The organism is Pseudomonas sp. CFBP 13711, assembly GCF_014842265.1.
Classification (GTDB): Bacteria; Pseudomonadota; Gammaproteobacteria; order Pseudomonadales; family Pseudomonadaceae; genus Aquipseudomonas.
The window spans coordinates 1,078,102-1,099,460 of sequence record NZ_JACYVI010000001.1 but is presented as its reverse complement, the minus strand read 5'-3'; the positions used below and the strand labels follow the sequence as shown (position 1 = coordinate 1,099,460).

Here is a 21,359-nt window from a genome sequence, read left to right as displayed (position 1 = left end):
CGCCGATGGTAGTGTGGGGTTTCCCCATGTGAGAGTAGGTCATCGTCAAGATTAAATTCCAGAACCCCATTTGCGAAAGCAGGTGGGGTTTTGTTTTTGCGCGCGGAAAAGCGGGCAGTCATCCTCATACCTAAATCGCGGATGAGCGCAGTTGTCAGTCGCCCTGACAAGATCGACCGATAACGAATCCTCCCCCTCTGTTAGTCTTCTCCCTCTTTTGAAAGACCAAGGGACGCAGCTATGCCGGTGACATCCAATCTCAACCCCGGGTTTATGGTGGTCCATGGGAATCGCCTGGATGAGCTGCGTGGCCTTGTGGTGTCCTGGATGCGGCGTTATCCCCTGACTCCGCTTGAGAACGAAGTAGCGCTGGTTCAAAGCAACGGCATTGCGCAGTGGCTGAAGCTTGCTTTGGCAGAAGATGCACAGGACGACGATCAAGGGGGTTGCGGCATTGCCGCTGCGATCGATGTGCAGCTCCCTGGCAGTTTCATGTGGCAGCTTTACCGTGCGGTGTTGGGCAAGGCCGAGATTCCGGAAACCTCGTTGCTCGATAAAGCTCCACTGACCTGGCGATTGATGCGACTGCTCCCCGGCTTGATCAATCAGCCACACTTCGAGCCGCTGCAGCGATTCCTGACCGCCGACACCGACCTGCGCAAGCGCTACCAGTTGTCCGAACGACTCGCTGACCTGTTCGATCAATATCAGGTGTATCGCGCCGACTGGCTGGAGGATTGGGCCGCGGGCAAGCATCAACTCAGGACCGGGCGGGGAGAGGCAAAGCCGCTCAAAGCAGAAAACTGCTGGCAAGCCGAACTGTGGCGTGCGCTGCTCCATGATGTCGGGGCAGAGGGGATGGCCCAGAGCAGGGCCGGCGTGCATCAACGTTACATCGAACGCATCAATAGCCTGGTCGAGGCACCGGCCGGTTTGCCGGCGCGGGTGATCGTTTTCGGTATTTCCTCTTTGCCCGCCCAGGCATTAGAGGCGCTTGCCGGGCTAGCCCGTTTCAGTCAGGTCCTGCTCTGCGTTCACAACCCTTGCCGCCATCACTGGGCGGACATCGTGGCTGACAAGGATCTCCTGCGCCACGAATACAAACGCCAATCGCGAAAACCCGGCATGCCGGTGGTGCTGAACCCTGATGCGCTGCACCAGCACGCCCATCCATTGCTGGCCGCTTGGGGCAAGCAGGGGCGTGACTACATCAATCTGCTCGACAGCCATGACGACCCAAACAGCTATCGCTCGATCTTTCGCGACGGGCGCATCGACCTGTTCAGCGAGAGCGAGCCCAAGACACTCCTGAATCAACTCCAGGACGATATCCTCGAGCTGCGCCCCTTGAGCGAGACCCGCGAAGTCTGGCCGCCCGTGGATATCAAGACCGACCGCTCCATTCGCTTTCATGTCGCCCACAGCGCCCAGCGCGAAGTGGAGGTGCTCCACGACCAACTGCTCGCGCGCTTCAGCAAGGATCCGGACCTTCGTCCGCGGGACGTCATCGTCATGGTCCCAGACATTGACAGCTACGCCCCTCACATTCGCGCAGTGTTTGGCCAACTGGATCGTGACGATCGCCGCTTTATCCCCTTCACCCTCGCCGATCAGGGCCAGCGTGGCCGTGATCCGTTGCTGATCGCCGTCGAGCATTTGCTGAAGATTCCGGACAGTCGATTCCCGGTCAGTGAAATCCTCGATCTGCTGGACGTCCCCGCATTACGAGCGCGGTTCGGCATTGATGAGCGAGACCTGCCAACCCTCCATCGCTGGATCGAGGGAGCAGGTGTGCGATGGGGGCTCAATGCGAAGCAGCGTGAAGGGCTAGGGCTACCGGAACAGCTTGAGCAGAACAGCTGGCATTTCGGTCTGCGTCGCATGTTGCTGGGGTACGCCGTTGGGGCGGGTGCGGCTTACGACGGCATTCAGCCGTATGACGAAATCGGCGGGCTCGATGCGGCTCTTATTGGCCCGTTGGTGTCCCTGATCGACGCGCTTCAGGTCGCGCACAACGAACTCTCCCAACCCGCGACGCCCGCGATGTGGGGTGCGCGCCTTCAGGCGATCATGCAGCTGTTCTTCATGGCCGACAGTGAGCACGACGACTACCTGCTCAGTCAGCTGGAAACCCTGCGTGAAACCTGGCTGCAGATCTGCGAGACCGTTGGCCTGGAAGAAGAATTGCCGTTGACGGTCGTGCGTGAAGCCTGGCTGGCCGGGCTTGATCAAGGGCGGTTGTCCCAACGCTTTCTGGCCGGATCGGTCAACTTCTGCACGCTGATGCCGATGCGCGCCATTCCATTCAAAATCGTCTGCCTGCTGGGTATGAACGATGGCGATTACCCACGCGCGCAGCCGCCGCTGGATTTCGATCTGATGGGCAGCGATTACCGTCCCGGCGACCGTTCCAGGCGTGAGGATGATCGTTATCTGCTGTTGGAAGCGCTGTTGTCCGCCCGTGATCAGCTGTACATCAGCTGGGTGGGGCGCAGTATTCGCGACAACTCCGAGCGGCCGGCTTCGGTGCTCATCGGGCAGCTGCGCGATCATCTGTCCAGCGGTTGGCGGCTGGCCGATGCCATCGAGCCCGAGGACGATAAAAAGCGTGATCCGGGCCAGCAGTTGCTGCACAGACTCACCGTCGAGCATCCGCTGCAGCCTTTCAGCGCCAAGTACTTTCAGGAGAACCCGGAGTTCTTCAGCTTCGCCCGAGAATGGCAGGTGCTGCACGAAGCCGTCACCGAAGCAGGGGAAACAAAAGCGCTGCAAAAGCACCAGCAGGAAGAGCCGTTGAGCCTGATGCAATTGCAGGATTTCCTGCGCAATCCGGTCAAGCACTTCTTCAGTCAGCGCTTGAAGATATTCTTTGAAGTCGCCGAAGCGCCATTGGCGGACGAGGAGCCGTTCGTACTCGACGCGCTCGAGCGCTATGGCCTCAGCGACAGTCTGTTGCAAGCGGCGCTCACAGATCCCGAGGACATTCAGGAATCGCTGCATGCTCAAGCAACGCGCTTGCAGGGCAGCGGCTTGCTGCCGATGGCCGGGTTCGGCACGTTGCTGCAGGATGAACTGATCGAACCGCTACCCGACCTCGTCGCCCGCTATCACGAATTGCTGATTCGCTGGCCGGTGCGGCTGCACAGCGCGTTGCCGGTCAGTTATCAGCATCAGGGCGTCGAGCTTGATGGCTGGGTCGACGGGCTTTATCAGAATCCTCAGAACGAGTTACTCGCGATCACCGCTATCCCCAATGCCATCGCCAGCAAGAAGACACGCAAGTGGCATCGCCTGACCAAGCCTTGGGTGAACCATCTGGTGGCCTGCGCGTGCGATCTGCCGTTGACCACCGCGCTGGTGGCCAGTGACGAGACGCTCTTGCTGCCGCCGCTGGACAAGGACACTGCCACGCGCACGCTGAATGACCTGCTGCTGGCCTGGCATCAGGGCATGCAGCGACCGCTTCCGATTGCGGTGAAGACGGCGTTTGCCTGGCTAGGCCAGAACGAGGAAATCAAAGCCGGAGCTGCCGCGCGTAAAGCCTATGAAGGCGATGGCCAGAACAGCAAGGGTGAGCGCGCGGAAAGCACTGCGCTGGCGCGTCAGTTCCCGGACTTCGACGCATTGCTGAGCAGCGAGGAATTCGTGGGTTGGTGCGAGGCGCTGTACAAACCGATTTTTGAAGCGCCTTGGCAGGCACTTTCTCGCGAGGAGGCCGGCGCATGAGTGACGCACAACAACCTCTGGCGCTGCGCTTCCCACTGAAAGGCAGCCAGCTGATTGAAGCCAGCGCCGGCACCGGCAAGACGTTCACCATCTCGGCGCTGTACCTGCGTCTGGTATTGGGTCACGGCAGCGAGATTTCTGGCTTCGGCCGAGAGCTGTTACCGCCGCAGATTCTGGTGGTGACGTTCACCGACGCAGCGACCAAGGAACTGCGCGACCGTATTCGCACGCGACTGGCCGAGGCCGCGCGGTTCTTTCGTGAAGAAATCGAAGCGCCTGATGCGTTGATCGCTGGGTTGCGGGACGAGTTCGCCATTGAGCAATGGCCCGGCTGCGCCAGCCGTCTCGACATCGCGGCGCAGTGGATGGACGAAGCGGCGGTCTCGACCATCCACAGCTGGTGTCAGCGCATGCTGCGCGAGCACGCCTTCGACAGCGGCAGCCTGTTCACCCAGAGCCTGGAAACCGATCACACCGATTTGCTGAGCGAAGTGCTGCGCGATTACTGGCGCAAGTTCTGTTACCCCATGAGCGGCGACGCGCTGCTATGGGTGCGCGAGAACTGGGGCGGACCCGCGGCGCTACTGCCAAGGGTGCGCGCATTGTTCGGCAGTGAGCGGGCGAGCGTGACGAAAACCCCGACGCAGATCATCGAGCAGTCGATTCAAGAGCGGCGCGAAACCCTCCGCCAGCTCAAGGCGCCATGGGCCAACTGGGCCGCGGAGCTGCATGCGATCTGCATCGACGGCGTCGCCTGCAAAGTGGTCGATGGCCGCAAGATGCAGGAGCGTTATTTCAAACCCTGGTTCGACAAGCTGATTGCCTGGGCCAATGACGACGAGCAAGAGCAACTCGACCTCGGCACCGGTTTCACCCGGCTGACGCCTGATGGCATTGCCGAAGCGTGGAAGAACAATCCCCCGTCGCACCCCGCGTTCGAGGCGATGGTCGAGCTCAAGGTGGCGCTGGACACGCTGCCAACGCCCGATGCAGCGGTGCTCGAACACGCCGCGCAATGGGTAGGCGCCCGCTTTGAAGAAGAGAAGCGGCGCCGCGCGGAAATGGGGTTCGACGACATGCTGCTGCGGCTGGACGCTGCGTTGCGCGGCAGCGGTGGCGAGCGCCTGGCGACCCTGATCCGCGAGCAGTTTCCCGTCGCGCTGATCGATGAGTTTCAAGACACCGACCCGGTGCAGTACCGCATTTTCGACAGTATCTACCGGCTTGAGGCCAACGACGAGAGCACCGGCCTGTTTCTCATCGGCGATCCGAAGCAGGCGATCTACGCGTTCCGTGGTGCCGACATCTATACCTACCTGCGCGCCCGTCAGGCCACCACCGGGCGGTTGCACACGCTGGGCACCAACTTCCGTTCCAGCCACGCGATGGTCGATGCGGTGAACCACGTGTTTACGCGCGCGGAGACGAGCGAGGCCGGTCGCGGGGCGTTCCTGTTCCGCACGCCTGAGGACAATCCCGTGCCGTTTCTGGCAGTCGGGTCTCAGGGCCGTAAAGAGACGTTGCAGGTCGACGGTGAGGTGCTTGCGGCGCTCAACGTCTGGCAGCTGGAAACCGATCAGCCAGTGTCGGGCACGGTGTATCGAGCGCAACTGGCGGCGAGTTGCGCCAGTGAGATCGTGCGTTTGCTCAACGCCGGGCAACAAGGGCAAGCGGGCTTTGCCAAAGCTGGAGAGCCATTGAGACAGCTGCTGCCCGCCGACATCGCAATTCTGGTACGTGATGGCAAGGAAGCCCAGGCGGTGCGTGGCGAGTTGTCGGCGCGGGGTGTGCGCAGTGTGTATCTCTCGGACAAGGACTCGGTGTTCGCCGCGCAAGAAGCCCATGACCTGCTCGCCTGGCTCAAGGCCTGCGCCGAGCCTGACGCCGAGCGAACCCTGCGCGCGGCCTTGGCCTGCATCACCCTCGCGTTGCCGCTGGCCGAACTCGAGTTGTTGAATCAGGACGAGCTGGCGTGGGAAAACCGCGTCATGCAGTTCCGCGATTACCGACGCATCTGGCGCACCCAAGGCGTGCTGCCCATGCTGCGGCGTCTGCTGCACGATTTCAAATTGCCCCAGGCGCTGGTTCAGCGTACCGATGGCGAACGTGTACTGACCAACCTGCTGCACCTCAGCGAACTCATGCAGCAGGCCGCCGCCGAGCTGGATGGCGAGCAGGCCCTGATTCGCCATCTGAGCGAGCATCTGGCCCTGTCTGGCCAAGCGGGGGAAGAGCAGATCCTGCGCCTCGAAAGCGATGAACAACTGGTCAAGGTCGTGACCATTCACAAATCCAAGGGTCTGGAATACCCGCTGGTGTTCCTGCCCTTCATCTGCTCGACGAAGCCAGTGGATGGCAGCCGTTTGCCGCTGCACTTCCATGACGCCGAAGGCCACGCGCAGATCAGTCTCAAACCCACGCCGGCGCTGATCGAGCAAGCGGATGACGAGCGCTTGGCGGAAGACCTGCGTCTGCTTTACGTGGCCCTGACCCGCGCTCAACACGCGTGCTGGCTGGGCGTTGCCGATCTCAAACGCGGCAGCAACAGCACCTCGATACTCCATCGTTCGGCCCTGGGTTATTTGCTCGGCGGCGGGCAGAGGCTGGCTGAGTCAGTGGCATTGGGCCAATGGCTGCGATCGCTGGCAGAGGACCACCCGGCCGTGAAAGTTGAACCCGTTCCACTGCCCACCACCGAATCCTTCAGCGCGCCGCGCAATGAGGTCGCATTGAGCAAGCCGCGCGTGCCCCGGCGCAGCGCCCGGGAGAACTGGTGGATTGCTTCCTACAGCGCGCTGCGCATCGGCGACACCGTCACCGACAGCGGCGATCAGTCGCCGGACAGTCCGCAAGCGCAGAAGCTGTTCGACGATGAGCGTCTCGATCCAGATGCGCCGCGCGAGGTCATGGTCAGCGGCGGCGATATCCACCGATTCCCGCGTGGCCCCAACCCCGGCACCTTCCTGCACGGGCTGTTGGAGTGGGCCGGTGAGAAGGGCTTTGCCGAGGCGGCTGCCGATCCACTGGCGGTGGAGAAAGTCGTCGCCCAACGCTGTAACCGTCGCGACTGGAAAGGCTGGATCAACACGCTGACCGACTGGCTGCAGCATCTGCTGACCCTGCCGCTGCGTCTGGGCTCAGATGTGCAGCCCATGGCCTTGTGTGAGCTGGATCAGCCTAACCAGTACCGCGTCGAAATGGAGTTCTGGTTCGCCTGCTCGAAGGTCGATGTGGCGCAGATGGACGCGCTGGTTCGCCGATACACCCACAACGGTGCGCCGAGGGCGGCGGCAGAAACGGTTTCGCTGAACGGCATGTTCAAGGGCTTCATCGACCTGACGTTCGAGCACGAAGGCCGTTACTTCGTTGCCGATTACAAATCCAACTGGCTGGGCGTCGACGACGATGCCTACACCGAGCAGGCGATGGAAAACTCGATTCTGGACAACCGCTACGACCTGCAATACGTGCTTTACCTGCTGGCCTTGCACCGTCAGCTCAAGGCGCGGCTCGCCGATTACGATTACGACCGGCACATGGGCGGCGCGGTGTACCTGTTCGTGCGTGGCAGTCGTGGGGCGAGTCAGGGTGCATGGTTCACCCGACCGCCCCGTGAGTTGATCGAAAGTCTCGATCTGCTGTTTCAGGGCCGAGCGCCGATCACGGCCGACGTGCTGTCAGGAGACCTCGTATGAACCGGACCTTCGCTCACTTGATGCCCTCGGCGCTGGACGCCGACAGCCTGGCCGAGCTGAAGCCCCTCAGCCGGGTGGATGACCTGCTGCTGTTGCTGCAGCGCTGGGTCGAACGCGGCTGGTTGCGCGCGCTGGACAAAGCCTTCGTGGCGTTTCTGGCTGAGCTCGATCCTGCCGCCGATTCGCTGGTGCTGTTGGCGGCCACGCTGACCAGCCACCAGTTGGGCCACGGGCACGTCTGTCTGGACCTCTATGAAACCCTGAAAGAGCCGGACTTCGCCCTGTCGCTGCCGCCGGAGGGCGATGTGTTGTCGACGCCGATGCTGCTGCCGTCCTCGCTGCTCAAATCCCTCGACGGCGCGACGTGGTGCAAGGCGCTGGAAGCCAGCGCGCTGGTGGCCCACGCAGGGGACCTCAGCGAAGCAGCGGCACAGAGGCCGTTGGTTTTGTCCGATCGGCGCCTGTACCTGCGCCGTTACTGGACGTATGAACGGCGGATCGATGCGGCGTTGCGTCGTCGACTGGCTCAGGTGGAAACGGGGTTCAGCGATTTGCCCCAGCGTCTGGATGCGCTGTTCGGCCCGGCCAACCAGGCGCCTGACGCCTTGATCGACTGGCAAAAGTTGGCGTGCGCCCTGGCAACCCGAGGCGCGTTCAGCATCATCACCGGCGGCCCCGGCACGGGCAAGACGACCACGGTCGTGCGTTTGCTGGCACTGCTGCAATCGCCAGCCGTTGAGCGCGGCAAGCCGTTGCGCATTCGCCTGGCGGCACCGACCGGCAAAGCCGCGGCACGCTTGACCGAGTCGATCAGTCATCAGGTGCAGTCGCTGCAAGTGCCGGAAGACGTGCGGCAGAAGATCCCCAGCGAAGTCACGACGGTTCACCGCTTGCTGGGCAGCCGTCCGGGCACGCGGCATTTTCGGCATCACGCGGGCAACCCGTTGCCGCTGGACGTGCTGGTTGTCGATGAAGCCTCGATGATCGACCTGGAAATGATGGCCAACCTGCTGGACGCGCTGCCGCCCCATGCTCGGATGGTGTTGCTGGGCGACAAGGATCAATTGGCGTCGGTCGAGGCTGGCGCCGTGCTGGGCGATTTGTGCCGCGACGCGGAGGCGGGGATGTACAGCCCGCAGACCCAGGCGTGGCTGGAATCGGTCAGCGGGGAAGATCTTGCCGGAAGCGGTTTGCAGCAGGGCGACGATCAGCATCACGCCCTGGCGCAACAGGTGGTGATGCTGCGCCATTCACGTCGTTTCGTGGCCGGCAGCGGCATCGGTCAGTTGGCCAAACTGGTCAATCAGCAGCAGGACCAGGACGCGCGTGCATTGCTCGCGGCTCGCCAGTACCCGGACCTGTTTTCCCTGGTGCTCAAGGGTGAGCAGGACCGCGCGCTGTCGCGACTGCTGCTCGACGGTCACGGCGATGGCCCGCAAGGCTATCGCCATTATCTGGGCGTGATGCACGCGCAGCGGCCGCAAGACCTGACGCAGATCGAAGACCCGCGCAGTGTCGAGTGGGCGCGGCAGGTGCTGAATGCGTTTGATGAGTTCCAGCTGCTGTGTGCTGTGCGTAAAGGGCCGTGGGGCGTGGAAGGGTTGAATCGACGGATCACTGAAACGCTGTTCAGCGCCGGACTGATCGAGAGCGATCATCAGTGGTACGAGGGGCGCCCCGTGTTGATGACGCGCAACGATTACGGGCTGGGTTTGATGAACGGCGACATCGGCATCGCCCTGCGTTTGCCCGAGGGGCCGGTCGAGGAAAACCGTCAGGCGCTGCGTGTTGCGTTCCCGCGTAACGACGGCAGCGGCGGGGTGCGCTTCGTGCTGCCGAGCCGACTCAATGACGTGGAAACGGTGTACGCGATGACGGTGCATAAGTCCCAGGGCTCGGAGTTCGCGCACACGGCGCTGGTTTTGCCGGAGGCGCTGAACCCGGTGCTGACCAAGGAGCTGATCTACACCGGCATCACCCGGGCCAAGCACTGGTTCAGCCTGATCGAGCCGCGTCAGGGCGTGTTTGAAGAAGCGCTGCGGCGCAAGGTCAAGCGCCTGAGCGGGTTGATGTTGGGGCTGTGAGGCTCAAGCTTCTTTGAGCGCAGGCGTTTGTTGCGTCACGGCGTGATCCAGCCCCATGAACCTGCGCACGCGCTCGCCGCACTGATCGGCAAGAATCGTCTGCGGCGCGGCGTCGACCTGCACGATGCCGTTTTCCATGAAAATCACCCGGTCGGAAATCGACAGGGCGAAGTCCATCTCATGGGTGACGATGAGCATCGTCATGCCTTCCTTCGCCAGGTCGGCGATGACCTTGAGCACGTCGCCCACCAACTCCGGGTCCAGCGCAGACGTCGGTTCGTCGAAGAGCATGATCTGCGGGTCCATCGCCAGTGCCCGGGCAATCGCCACGCGCTGTTGCTGACCGCCGGATAACTGATGGGGGTATTTGTGCGCATGGGCCAGCAGCCCGACCTTGTCGAGCAGGGCGTAGGCGCGTTGCTCGCTGAGGTCCCGGTCGCGGCCGTGGTACCGCGGCGCGAGGGTCACGTTGTCGAGAATGGTGCGGTGGGGGAACAGGTTGAAGTTCTGGAACACCATGCCGATGCGCTGCACCCCTAGGCGGATCTGCGGTGCGTTGGGGTTGTCGCCGGCGTGAATGTAGCCTTCGCCAAACAGGATGATCTCGCCCTTGTCGATGGTCTCCAGGCTGTTGACCGTGCGAATCAGCGACGTCTTGCCCGAGCCCGACGGGCCGATGATGGAGATGACCTGCCCAGCCTCCACCTCCAGATTGATGCCCTTGAGCACCTCATGCTGCCCGTAGCTTTTGTGGATGTTGACCAGTTGCAGCGCCGGCGCCGAGCCCGGACCTGTTAGCGGCTGACGCGTCACTGCGGGCTGCGTGACCAGGCTGGTGCGCAGGTTACTCAGGGCAGGGTCGTCGAGGGTTTGCGGCTTGCGATTGCTCAGCTCCAGGTGCTGCTCCAGCCAGTGAAACAGCCAGCCGAACACCGTGACGATCATCACGTAATACACCGCGACGGCCGACAGCGTTTCCATGACCAGAAAGTTTTGCGCGTAGAGGCGTTGGCCCACGGTCAGCAGCTCAGTGAGGGAAATCACTGACACGAGTGAGGTCAGTTTCACCACGGTGATGTATTCATTCACCAGCGTCGGCAGGGAGATACGGAATGCCTGGGGGATGACGATCAGACGCTGCATGCCGATCAGACCAACACCCAAGGCGCGGCCCGCTTCCTTCTGGCCCTTGGCGACCGAGATCAGGCCGCCCCGGTGAATCTCCGCCATGTACGCCGCCTCCGTGACCACCAGCGCAAGAAGGCCGGAATAGAAGGGGTTGGACAGCACCTCGCGGGTGACCGGAAACATCTGTGGCAGGTTGTAGGTAAACACCACCAGCACCAGCAGCGGGACACTGCGGAAGAACCAGATATAAATCGACGCCGGCACACTGATCCAGCGTGCGGTCGAGAGCTTGGCCGAGGCCAGGAGGAAACCCAGCAGCATGCCGATGAACCAGCCCAGGGCGCTGAGTTCGATCACGGTGATGCAGGATTCCCAGAAGTCAGCGACCGAGAACAGAGAAAAAAAGTAGGACCATTCGAATTGCATACACACACCTCAGCAGGGCGGGGCCCGGCGGGATTCTCTTGTCAAACGCGATCCCTGTGGGAGTGAGCTTGCTCGCGATGACTTCGGTACAGCCAACACACCTTCATCGTCTGTCACGGCCAATCGCGAGCAAGCTCACTCCTACACGGGTGACGCATCAAGCCGTCAGTTCGCGGGCTCTTCCAGGTTGTATTTCTTCAAGAGCGCAGCGTATTCGCCGGATTTTTTGGTCTCGTCGAAGGCCTTGAGTAACGCCTGATAGAGCTCGTCATTGCCCTTCTTCACGTAGATGCCAAGCGTCTGCTGATAGATCGAATGCTCGGTGCTGACCACCACGCGGCCCTTGGTGCGTTCGGCGATCATGCCGGCGGCGCCGTCGATTTCTACCTGCGCCTGCACGTTCCCTGACAGCAGCGCCTGGGTCACTTCCGGTGCCGACGGGAATTCGCTGACGGCGACCGGGCCTTTGCCCTTCGGCACGCAGTATTCGGTGGAGAGCTTGTTGAACTGGGTGACCCACGTGGTGCCTTTTTCCAGGCCGATTTTCAGCCCACACAAGTCTTCCGGCACCTTGGGTTTGAGCGGACTGTCCTTGAGCACCATGATCGCCGCGCCGGTTACAGCGTAGGGAATGGTCTGTGCCTGGGTCTGGCGCTCCGGCGTGATGTACATGCCCGAAATGATCGCGTCGTAGTGCCCGGCATTGAGGCTGAGGATCAGGCTGGAGAACTTGGTGTCGACGAACTCCGCTTTGAGGTCCATGTGCTTGGCGAGCAGGCGCGAGAGGTCAGGGTCGGCACCGACGACGTTCTTCTTCTCGTCGTAGGATTCGAATGGGGGGTAGGTGATCTCCATGCCAACCTTGAACTGCCCGGGCGTCACGGTGGTGGCAGCTTGTGCGGCCGTGGCAGCCAATAACGACGCGCCGAGCATGGCGGAGGCAAGCACGGTCAAGCGGACAGCAGTGTTCAAAGTGTTGCGCATCGTCGGTGACTCCACGTCAGGAAAGTAGGGCTGGGTGTGCTGGGTATTCGAGTGATGCAGGGCGCCGTATCGCATCAAGATACGTCCTGTGTCTGATTCTTCAGGTGGCCGAAGCTCGACGGCTTGCGCGCCTTTTCGTACAGCTTGAGTTCGCCGTTCTCGACCTTGCGCCGCAGGTATTGGTAGGTCTGCAATGCCTGACCGAACATGTGCTCGCCGATGGTGATTTCTTCGTAGTCGGCAGTGCCCTTGTCGAACTGCGGAAGGGGCTTGATCTGGGTGTGGAAGTCGCAGGCGAAGAACAGTGGAAACGAATAGCGCTCCTCGCTGACCGTGCGTACCCGATGAGCCGTAGCAACGAACGTACCAGCGGTCATGACCTCCAGCATGTCGCCGATGTTGACCACAAACGCGCCATCAACCGGGGGCGCGTCGATCCACTGCCCGAGGTCGTTCATCACTTCCAGCCCGGGCTTGTCGGCCAGCAGCATGGTGAAGCACTCGTAATCGGTGTGCGCACCAATTCCGGGCGCATCTTGGGCGGCGCCGTCGAACGGGTAATGAATCAGTCGCAGCTTCGACGGCGGACGGGTGACCATCGCCTCGAAGTAGCCTTCCTCCAGGCCCAGCGCCAGCGCAAAGCCGTCGAACAGGCGGCGGCCCAGGGCAAACACCGCCGCGTAATACGCTTCGACCGCAGGGCGAAAGCCGGGCAGGTCCGGCCATTCGTTGGCACCGATCAGCGGGGTTTTAGCGATCACCAGTGGGTCGTCATCGCCCACTTCAAAACCGATATCGAACGCCTCTTTGTGATCCGGCTTGCCCTTGGCGTACACCTCTTCGCCCTCGGGTACGAAGCCTTTGTGGCTGCGTGAAGTGCCGATGTAGTGCTGCATTTTGTAATCGAGGGATTGGGCGAACAGGTCCTTGGCCGCCTGACGCAGACCGTCGATCAAAGACGGCGCGATGCCGTGATTCCTGACGTACAGAAAGCCCACTTCCCGCGCCGCCTTGCCCAGTTCGTCGGCGACGGCCTGACGCAGTGCGATGTCGGGGCTGAACAACCCCGCGATATCGACCACCGGGATGCTGCTGAAATTGGCGACCTTCGGGGCTGCCGTGTGCGACGGATCTGGCATGACGAAACGCTCCTTATCGGCTTGTGGTGTGGGTGAAGCGCTGAAAATGTTCGCGTTCGGTCCGGCCCATCCACAGGTTCAGCGACCAGAGATCGGCCACCGGCACATTGGTGAAGGGCAGATGATGCAGATAGCCGTCGGCGCCGAATTCAGGCGTCATCGTGCTGACCTGATAACCGCGGGCCTGCTGGGATGTCCACACGGCTTCCCAGTGCTGCTGATGGAAAGCCAGCTCTCGGGCGTACTCGGGGGCAGCCGGATGAGGGACTTGCGGACCCTGGTCGTAGCCGACCCGAGCCTGAATGTGATGAACGCGCTCGACGAACGCGCTGAGGTCGTCTTCCGGGTCGTCGAGCAAACGCTCGCAGGTGACGATCCAGTGGCTGATGTCGCTGGTGAAGCGTAGATCGGGCAGTTGGCGGATCAGCTCAAGGGTGACCCACGGATTGAACAGCGAGCGGGCGCGATGGGTTTCGAAAGTGACGGTCTGCCCGTGCTTGCGCGCCACCTCCAGTGCCCGACCGAAGAAGTCCACCTGCTGCGGCAATTGCCAGCGGTCGTTGCCGGCCAGCACGTTGACGAAGCGCGGCGCCAGTTCGGTTGACCAGGCGAGCTTCTGTTCCAGATCGGTGAGGTGTTCCGCGGTGGTCGCTGATTGTTCCGGGAGGACGTCGTAGGCGGTGAAAACGGTGGCGATGTAAGGCACGTGATTGGCGCGCAGGAAGGCACCGAATTCCGCACGCTCGACAGGCGTCAGTGGCAGGCGTGCTTCCATGCCGTCGAATCCGGCTTCCAGCAGCTCATCCAGCGCCTGGGCCTTGCTGGCGCGGTAGCCCCAGAGCGTGCGGAAGATTTCCAGTTTCATCGAGCGTCCTCAAAGATTGCAGCAAGCGGCTGACGTGTGACCCGAGAAAGGGCTCCGCCGCGGCGCGGGCCGAGACGGGTACAGCGGCAGTCACATCAGAAAAGGCAATCTTCGGGCCGTGTCTCTACTGGACGGGCTCCTTTATTGCGGCCGATCTTAGATTCGGCCGATGAACGGGAAGAATAGGAAAGCTCAAATGCATAGTTCAGAGATTTCTGAACTATGGTCGGGAGGTGCGAGGTAGACGCAGACTTCAGGCATGCGACGTTCATGTGGGAGTGGCCGGGATGGCGCTCCACCTTGCTCGCGAATAGATAGGAACATCCACCGCATCTTCAGCGCCTGAGATGCCGCCTTCGTGAGCAAGCTCACTCCCACAGGATCGCGTTTCATCCGCAGGCAAGTTGGGCGCTACCCCTACCTGCAGCCGACTTTTCGTTCAATCCACAAACGTCATCCGTTCCGTCTTGCCCAGCAGAAACCCCTGATTGCGCTCGGTAGCCTCACGGATGTAATCCCACAGCAACGTAATCCGCTTGAGCTTCCTCAAGTCCTCGCGGCAATACATCCAGAACTGCCGCGTGATATCCACCTCACTTTCCAGCACCGGCAACAGCCGAGCATCCTGTGCCGCCAGAAAGCACGGCAGGATCGCCAGCGCTCGTCCCTGCAACGCGGCGACGTATTGGGCGATGACGCTGGTGCTGCGCAGGGTGGCGTGGGCGCCGGGGAGCAGGTTGCTGAGGTAGAGCAATTCCGAGCTGAAGGCCAGGTCGTCGACATAGCTGATGAACGGATGGTCGGCGAGGTCTTCGGTCTTGAGTATCGGCGCGTGGTTGTCGAGATACTCCTGAGTGGCGTAGAGCCTCAGGCTGTAGTCGCACAGTTTGCAGCACACGTAAGGCCCGTGTTCCGGACGCTCCAGCGCGATGACGATATCGGCCTCGCGCTTGGACAGGCTGATGAAGTGCGGCAGCGGCAGGATGTCCACCGAAATGGCAGGGTACGTGTCGGTGAAGTGACTGATTTGCGGGGTGATGAAGAAGCTGCCGAAGCCTTCGGTGCAGCCCATGCGCACGTGCCCCGACAACGCGACGCCGGAGCCGGAAACCTGCTCGCAGGCGATGTGCAGCGTGCTTTCGATGGACTCCGCAGCGCCCAGCAATCGTTGGCCTTCCGCCGTGAGGATGAAGCCGTTGTTGCGGGATTTTTCGAACAGCAACGTGCCCAGTGAAGTTTCCAGCGAGCTGATCCGGCGCGACACCGTTGTGTAGTCCACCGCGAGGCGTTTGGCCGCGGAACTGGCCTTGCGCGTGCGCGCCACTTCGAGAAAAAACTTCAGGTCATCCCAGTTCAGCGCGCTCAGGGACGTGATGTTTTTTTGCATGTTGAACCTGCTTTTATGTGCGTTTTTATTAGAAGTTTGCACATCTATACTCCGAAGCGCGGCCGGATCCAACCTGTCCGTCAACGCCTGCTGCAGCAGCTGAAACCAACGAGGTAGCGCCCCGGCAAACCGCCCCATCCCACATGCCATAACACCCTGCACAACAATAAATAAGCGGAGGAGTTTATGAAGAACGCTATTACGGCGGACGCTGGCGCACTCGATGCCGGCCCCGTGAAAAACGCCCGATCCTATCGGCTTGCCGGCGCGGCAAGCATGGCCGGCACGACCATCGAGTGGTACGACTTTTTCCTCTACGGCACGGCTGCCGCACTGATCTTCAACAAGATCTTCTTCCCTGCACTGGACCCGATCATTGGTGTGCTGGCGGCGTTCGCCACCTACGCGGTGGGCTTTCTTGGCCGGCCACTGGGCGGCATCGTGTTCGGCCATTTCGGCGATAAGATCGGGCGCAAGTCCATGCTCCTGTTCACCCTGATGCTGATGGGCATTCCGACCATCATCATCGGCCTGATTCCCACCTACGAACAGATCGGCTACTGGGCTGCAGTCCTGCTGGTGGCGATGCGGTTTCTCCAGGGCATGGCGGTCGGCGGCGAATGGGGCGGGGCGGTGCTGATGGCCGTCGAACATGCGCCCGAGGGCCGCAAAGGTTTCTACGGCAGCCTGCCGCAAACCGGCGTTGGTGCCGGGCTGGTACTAGCCTCGCTGGCGATGGGCATGGTTGCCAAATTGCCGGAGGCCGACATGCTCAGTTGGGGCTGGCGGATTCCGTTTCTGGCCAGCGTTGTGCTGCTGGGCGTTGGCTGGTTGATTCGCTTGAAAGTCCCGGAGTCGCCCGATTTCGAGAAGCTGAAAAAAGACAACATCGCCGTCAAGGTGCCGCTGTTCAAAGTGTTCCGCGAGCATCCGAAGGAAACCCTGACCATCATCGGCGCGCGCACGGCCGAGAACGCCTGGTTTTACATGTCGGTGACCTTCGCCCTGGCGTACGCCGCCAATCAGTTGCTGATACCCCGTGCCGACGTGCTGAGCGCGATCACCGCTGGCGCTGCGCTGTCCTTGGTGACCATGCCGCTGTGTGGGCACCTGTCCGACAAGGTCGGTCAGAAACGTCTGTATTTCGCCGGGCTTTTGCTGCTCTGCGCCTTCGTCTATCCGTTCTTCGCCATGCTCGGCACCCGCGAACCGCAGATGGTGTGGTGGGCGATGGTGCTGGCGGTGGGCGTGGTGTTCCCGATCCTGTACGCGCCGGAATCCCTGTTATTTGCTCGCCAGTTCCCGGCGGAAATTCGCTACAGCGGCATCTCTGTCTCGGTGCAGTTGGCGGGCGTGTTGGGCGGTGGATTTGCGCCGATGATCGCCACGCAATTGCTGGCCATGGGCGGCGGCAGTCCGCACTACGTGATCGTCTACCTGATCGGCATGGCGCTGGTGGCATTGGTCTGCACCGCGCTGATGAAGCGCGATCCGCCTCGCCATCGCGCAGCCTGAATCGACTTTTTTTCAGCGCGCCCACGCCGGCGCGCTGCCTTGAATGGAGCAATGGCAATGAACGTGTCACTGAACAAAAACAACACCACCGTGGCCCGCGTGAAGCTGCTGATCGGCGGTGAATGGGTTGAGTCGCAAACCACCGAGTGGCTCGACGTGGTCAACCCCGCCACCCAGGAAGTGCTGGCCCACGTGCCGTTCGCCACGGCCGCTGAGGTCGATGCCGCCGTCGCCGCTGCGCAGAAGGCATTCACCACTTGGCGGCACACGCCGATTGGCGCCCGTATGCGCATCATGCTCAAGCTGCAGGCGTTAATCCGGGAACACTCCAAACGCATCGCCGTGGTGCTCAGCGCCGAACAGGGCAAGACGATTGCGGACGCCGAGGGCGATATCTTCCGCGGCCTGGAAGTGGTTGAGCACGCGTGCTCCATCGGCACGCTGCAGATGGGCGAATTCGCTGAAAACGTCGCCGGCGGCGTGGACACCTACACCCTGCGTCAGCCCATCGGCGTTTGCGCAGGGATCACGCCTTTCAACTTCCCGGCGATGATTCCGCTGTGGATGTTCCCGATGGCCATCGCCTGCGGCAACACCTTCGTGCTGAAACCGTCCGAGCAGGACCCGATGTCGACGATGCTGCTGGTGGAGCTGGCCGTCGAAGCGGGCGTGCCGGCGGGCGTGCTCAACGTTGTGCACGGCGGCAAAGAGGTGGTCGACGGGATCTGCACCCACAAGGACATCAAGGCGGTTTCCTTCGTAGGCTCGACGGCAGTGGGCACTCACGTTTACGAGCTGGCCGGCAAACACGGCAAGCGTGTGCAGTCGATGATGGGCGCCAAGAACCATGCCGTTGTGCTGCCCGATGCCAATCGCGAGCAGACCCTCAACGCACTGGTCGGCGCCGGTTTCGGTGCGGCGGGTCAGCGCTGCATGGCGACGTCGGCGGTGGTCATGGTCGGCGCGGCGAAGCAGTGGATTCCCGACCTGAAGGCGCTGGCGCAGAAGCTCAAGGTGAATGCGGGCAGCGAGCCGGGCACCGATGTCGGGCCGGTGATTTCGAAGCGCGCGAGACAGCGGATTCTTGATCTGATCGAAAGTGGCGTCCAGGAAGGCGCCACCCTCGAACTGGACGGGCGTGGCATCACAGTGGCGGGCTTTGAGGAAGGCAATTTCGTCGGGCCGACGCTGTTTACCGGCGTGACCACCGAGATGCAGATCTACACTCAGGAAATCTTCGGGCCGGTGCTCGTGGTGCTGGAAGTCGACACGCTGGATCAGGCCATTGCGCTGGTCAACGCCAACCCGTTCGGCAACGGCGTCGGGCTGTTCACTCAGAGCGGTGCGGCGGCGCGCAAATTCCAGAGTGAAATCGACGTGGGTCAGGTCGGCATCAATATCCCGATTCCCGTGCCGGTGCCGTTCTTCAGCTTCACCGGTTCGCGCGGTTCGAAGCTGGGAGATCTGGGGCCGTACGGCAAGCAGGTGGTGCAGTTCTACACTCAGACCAAGACCGTCACCAGCCGCTGGTTCGATGACGACAGCATGAATGACGGGGTGAACACGACGATCAATTTGCGTTGAGTGCGACGCGCTTTAAGCGGGCGCGCGTGTCGCCGGTGGCACTGGAACTGAACAAGGAGAACAACAATGAAAATCGCATTCATCGGCCTGGGCAATATGGGGGCGCCGATGGCGAGGAACCTGATCCGTGCCGGGCATCAGCTGCATTTGTTCGACCTGAACCAACAGGTGCTGGCCGAGCTGGCCGAATTGGGCAGCCGCATCAGTGAGTCGCCCAAACATGCTGCTCAGGGTGCCGACCTGGTCATTACCATGCTCCCGGCGGCAGCCCACGTTCGCGCGGTTTATCTGAATGAAGACGGCGTATTGGCTGGCATCAGCGCAGGCGTTCCGGCGGTGGACTGCAGCACCATCGATCCACAGACTATCCGCGATGTGGCGGCCGCAGCGGCGAAACAAGGTGTGGTGGTCGGCGATGCGCCGGTGTCGGGCGGCACGGGCGGCGCGCAGGCCGGGACGTTGACGTTCATGGTCGGCGCGAGTCTTGAGCACTTCACGGTGCTCAAGCCGATCCTCGCGCAGATGGGCCGCAACATCGTCCACTGCGGCGATGTCGGCACCGGGCAGATCGCCAAGATCTGCAACAACATGCTCTTGGGCATTTCCATGATCGGTGTGGCAGAAGCCATGGCGCTGGGTAATAGCCTGGGCATCGACACCGGCGTGCTGGCGACCATCATCAACAGCTCGACCGGACGCTGCTGGAGCTCGGAAATGTACAACCCGTGGCCCGGCGTCGTGGAAACCGCCCCGGCGTCGCGCGGCTACACCGGAGGGTTTGGCGCAGAGCTGATGCTCAAGGACCTGGGCCTGGCAACCGAAGCCGCCAAAGCCGCACGCCAACCGGTGATCATGGGCGCGCTGGCGCAGCAGCTGTATCAGGCGATGAGTCTGCGCGGTGATGGCGGCAAGGATTTCTCGGCGGTGGTTCAGGGTTACATCAAGAAGGAAAACTGATGGTGCACGCCCCGGCCTCTTCCCGGCTAAAGCCGGTCCCACAATGTGCACGCGGTCACCGAGTGGGACCGGCTTCAGCCGGGACGAGGCCAGCACCAACACAGCAATGCCGCGGCGTGGCATCCGACGCCTTCCCGGCTAAAGCCGGTCCTACAATGTGCACGCGGTCCCACTGAATACACGGAGTCCCACCGAGAACTAACCCCGCGGGCCGCTGTAATCCTTGGCCCACTGCTCTTGCGCCACCAGGTGCTTCTTAAACCGCGCGATCTGTTCGGCCACTCGCACCGGCGACGTACCGCCCCAGCCGCTGCGCGCTGCCAGTGCAGCTTCAAGCGTCAGGCTCTCCAACACCTCCGGCGTCAGGCGCGGGTCGGTGTCGGCGAGCATCTTTGGCGTCAGCTCCGGCAGCCCGATGTCCTGGGCCTCGCACAGCTGCACCAGTTGCCCGGTGATCTCGTGGGCTTCCTTGAACGGCACACCGCGAACGGCCAGCCAGTCGGCGATTTCCGTCGCCAGGGTGAACCCCAAAGGTGCCTGCCGCAGCAATTCGTCCTTGCGCACCTTCATGGTTCGAACCATGCCGGCGAAGGCGGGCAGCACCAGATTCAGCGTGTCCAAAGCGTCGAAGATGGCGTGCTTGTCTTCGCTCAAATCCCGGTTGTACGACAGCGGCTGCGCCTTGAGCACCGACAGAATCGCCGTCAGCGAACCGATCAACCGGCCGGATTTACCCCGGGCCAGTTCGGCGATGTCCGGGTTCTTCTTCTGCGGCATGATCGAGCTGCCCGTGGCGTAGGCATCGTCCAGCTCGACCCAGCGAAACTGCCGAGACGTCCAGATGCAGAACTCCTCGGCCATGCGCGAAATATTGATCCCCAGCATGCTCGCACAGAACAGAAACTCGGCCACGTGATCGCGGCTGCCGACGGCGTCGATGGAGTTCTCACACGGCCCGGCGTAGCCCATTTCCGCCGCCGAACGTTGCGGGTCGCGGGCGATGGCGGAACCGGCCATGGCGGCGGCGCCGAGGGGCGACAGATGGAAGCGCTGATCCCAATCCTGCAGGCGCTGGATATCACGATGAATTGCCTGGGCGTGGGCCATCAGGTGATGACCGAACACGATTGGCTGCGCTTGTTGCAAGTGAGTGAAACCCGGCGCAATGGTCTCGATATGCGCTTCGGCCTGGCCGACCAACGCCTGCTGCAAATCCAGAATCGACAGGGTCAGCACGCGAATCCGGTCACGCAAAAACAGCCGCATGTCATTGGCTGTCTGATCGTTGCGCGAGCGCCCGGCGCGAAGCTTGCCGCCCAGTGCGCCAAGGCGTTCGGTGAGCAGGCGCTCGATGAAGGTGTGCACGTCCTCGTCGGCGGGAATGGGCTGAATCGTGCCGGCGGCAAAATCCTCGTCAATCGATCGCAGCGCGTCGATGATGCGGCGGGTTTCGTCGGCGTCCAGCAAACCGGCGCGCTCAAGCTCGTGGGCGTGGGCCTTGGAGCCTGCCACGTCATAAGGCGTCATGCGGAAATAGACGGCGGGCGAGCGTGACAGGTTGGCCATCGCTTCGGCTGGCGCTGATTTAAAGCGCGCGCCCCACAGACGCTCAGTTGCATCGGACATATGCATTCCCCCTCAAACACGTGATTGCTGGCGAGCCAGGCGTCGGCGACGTCAGGGGATCCTAGAAAAAACCGGCTGCCGGTGAAACGTTACAAATGGCAAGTCGGGTTGGCAGAAATGGAAAGCTGCTTGATTCGGCCTGCTGATCAGAAGCGTGGTGCAGACTTTTTTTCGTTACCGCAGGTGGCGGAATGTGGTGAAGTGGCGCCGATCACAACGCTCGCTGTTTACCCTCTTCGACCT

12 protein-coding genes are annotated in these 21,359 nt (G+C 62.0%); 6 read left to right on the top strand and 6 right to left on the bottom strand.

What is annotated here, in order from left to right; translation table 11 throughout:
* The first annotated feature begins 240 nt into the window (after nt 1-240).
* The 3 genes from recC to recD are packed head-to-tail and all read left to right on the top strand — an operon-like array spanning nt 241 to nt 9,505.
* On the top strand, nt 241-3,726 hold the full coding sequence (recC, locus tag IFT47_RS04930; protein WP_192170643.1) for an exodeoxyribonuclease V subunit gamma: 3,486 nt from the start codon (nt 241-243) through the stop codon (nt 3,724-3,726).
* Complete coding sequence (gene recB / locus IFT47_RS04925; protein ID WP_192170644.1) at nt 3,723-7,421, top strand: exodeoxyribonuclease V subunit beta; 3,699 nt, start codon at nt 3,723-3,725, stop codon at nt 7,419-7,421. The genes recC and recB overlap by 4 nt, the downstream gene beginning before the upstream one ends.
* Entirely contained in the window at nt 7,418-9,505 is a 2,088-nt protein-coding gene (gene recD, locus IFT47_RS04920; RefSeq protein ID WP_192170645.1) for an exodeoxyribonuclease V subunit alpha, read from the top strand. The genes recB and recD overlap by 4 nt, the downstream gene beginning before the upstream one ends.
* Before the next feature lie 3 nt (nt 9,506-9,508).
* Here the strand turns inward: recD and IFT47_RS04915 are convergent, their stop codons facing one another.
* The 5 genes from IFT47_RS04915 to IFT47_RS04895 form a co-directional block, all read right to left on the bottom strand.
* Nucleotides 9,509-11,059 carry an amino acid ABC transporter permease/ATP-binding protein gene (locus IFT47_RS04915; RefSeq protein ID WP_192170646.1) on the bottom strand — a complete coding sequence of 517 codons (1,551 nt, stop codon included), beginning with the start codon at nt 11,057-11,059 and terminating at the stop codon, nt 9,509-9,511.
* A gap of 165 nt (nt 11,060-11,224) precedes the next feature.
* Nucleotides 11,225-12,043 carry an ABC transporter substrate-binding protein gene (locus tag IFT47_RS04910; RefSeq protein WP_192170647.1) on the bottom strand — a complete coding sequence of 273 codons (819 nt, stop codon included), beginning with the start codon at nt 12,041-12,043 and terminating at the stop codon, nt 11,225-11,227.
* Between the two features lie 74 nt (nt 12,044-12,117).
* Nucleotides 12,118-13,182 (bottom strand): isopenicillin N synthase family dioxygenase, encoded by a 1,065-nt coding sequence (locus IFT47_RS04905; protein ID WP_192170648.1) that lies wholly within the window; start codon nt 13,180-13,182, stop codon nt 12,118-12,120.
* A 13-nt stretch (nt 13,183-13,195) separates the two neighbouring features.
* Entirely contained in the window at nt 13,196-14,047 is an 852-nt protein-coding gene (locus IFT47_RS04900) for a sugar phosphate isomerase/epimerase family protein (protein WP_192170649.1), read from the bottom strand.
* Nucleotides 14,048-14,486: 439 nt separating this feature from the next.
* Nucleotides 14,487-15,434, bottom strand: a complete 948-nt coding sequence (locus IFT47_RS04895; RefSeq protein WP_192170650.1) for a LysR family transcriptional regulator — start codon at nt 15,432-15,434, stop codon at nt 14,487-14,489.
* A 186-nt stretch (nt 15,435-15,620) separates the two neighbouring features.
* Between IFT47_RS04895 and IFT47_RS04890 the strand changes: the two genes are divergently transcribed.
* The 3 genes from IFT47_RS04890 (at nt 15,621) to mmsB (ending at nt 19,490) form a co-directional block, all read left to right on the top strand.
* Nucleotides 15,621-16,949 (top strand): MFS transporter, encoded by a 1,329-nt coding sequence (locus tag IFT47_RS04890; RefSeq protein ID WP_192170651.1) that lies wholly within the window; start codon nt 15,621-15,623, stop codon nt 16,947-16,949.
* 57 nt (nt 16,950-17,006) lie between these two features.
* Nucleotides 17,007-18,533 carry a CoA-acylating methylmalonate-semialdehyde dehydrogenase gene (locus IFT47_RS04885; protein WP_192170652.1) on the top strand — a complete coding sequence of 509 codons (1,527 nt, stop codon included), beginning with the start codon at nt 17,007-17,009 and terminating at the stop codon, nt 18,531-18,533.
* A 66-nt stretch (nt 18,534-18,599) separates the two neighbouring features.
* On the top strand, nt 18,600-19,490 hold the full coding sequence (gene mmsB / locus IFT47_RS04880) for a 3-hydroxyisobutyrate dehydrogenase (RefSeq protein ID WP_192170653.1): 891 nt from the start codon (nt 18,600-18,602) through the stop codon (nt 19,488-19,490).
* Nucleotides 19,491-19,688: 198 nt separating this feature from the next.
* On the opposite strand, the gene argH is transcribed toward mmsB, so the two are convergent.
* Nucleotides 19,689-21,116 carry an argininosuccinate lyase gene (argH, locus tag IFT47_RS04875; RefSeq protein ID WP_192170654.1) on the bottom strand — a complete coding sequence of 476 codons (1,428 nt, stop codon included), beginning with the start codon at nt 21,114-21,116 and terminating at the stop codon, nt 19,689-19,691.
* Nucleotides 21,117-21,359: the final 243 nt, after the last annotated feature.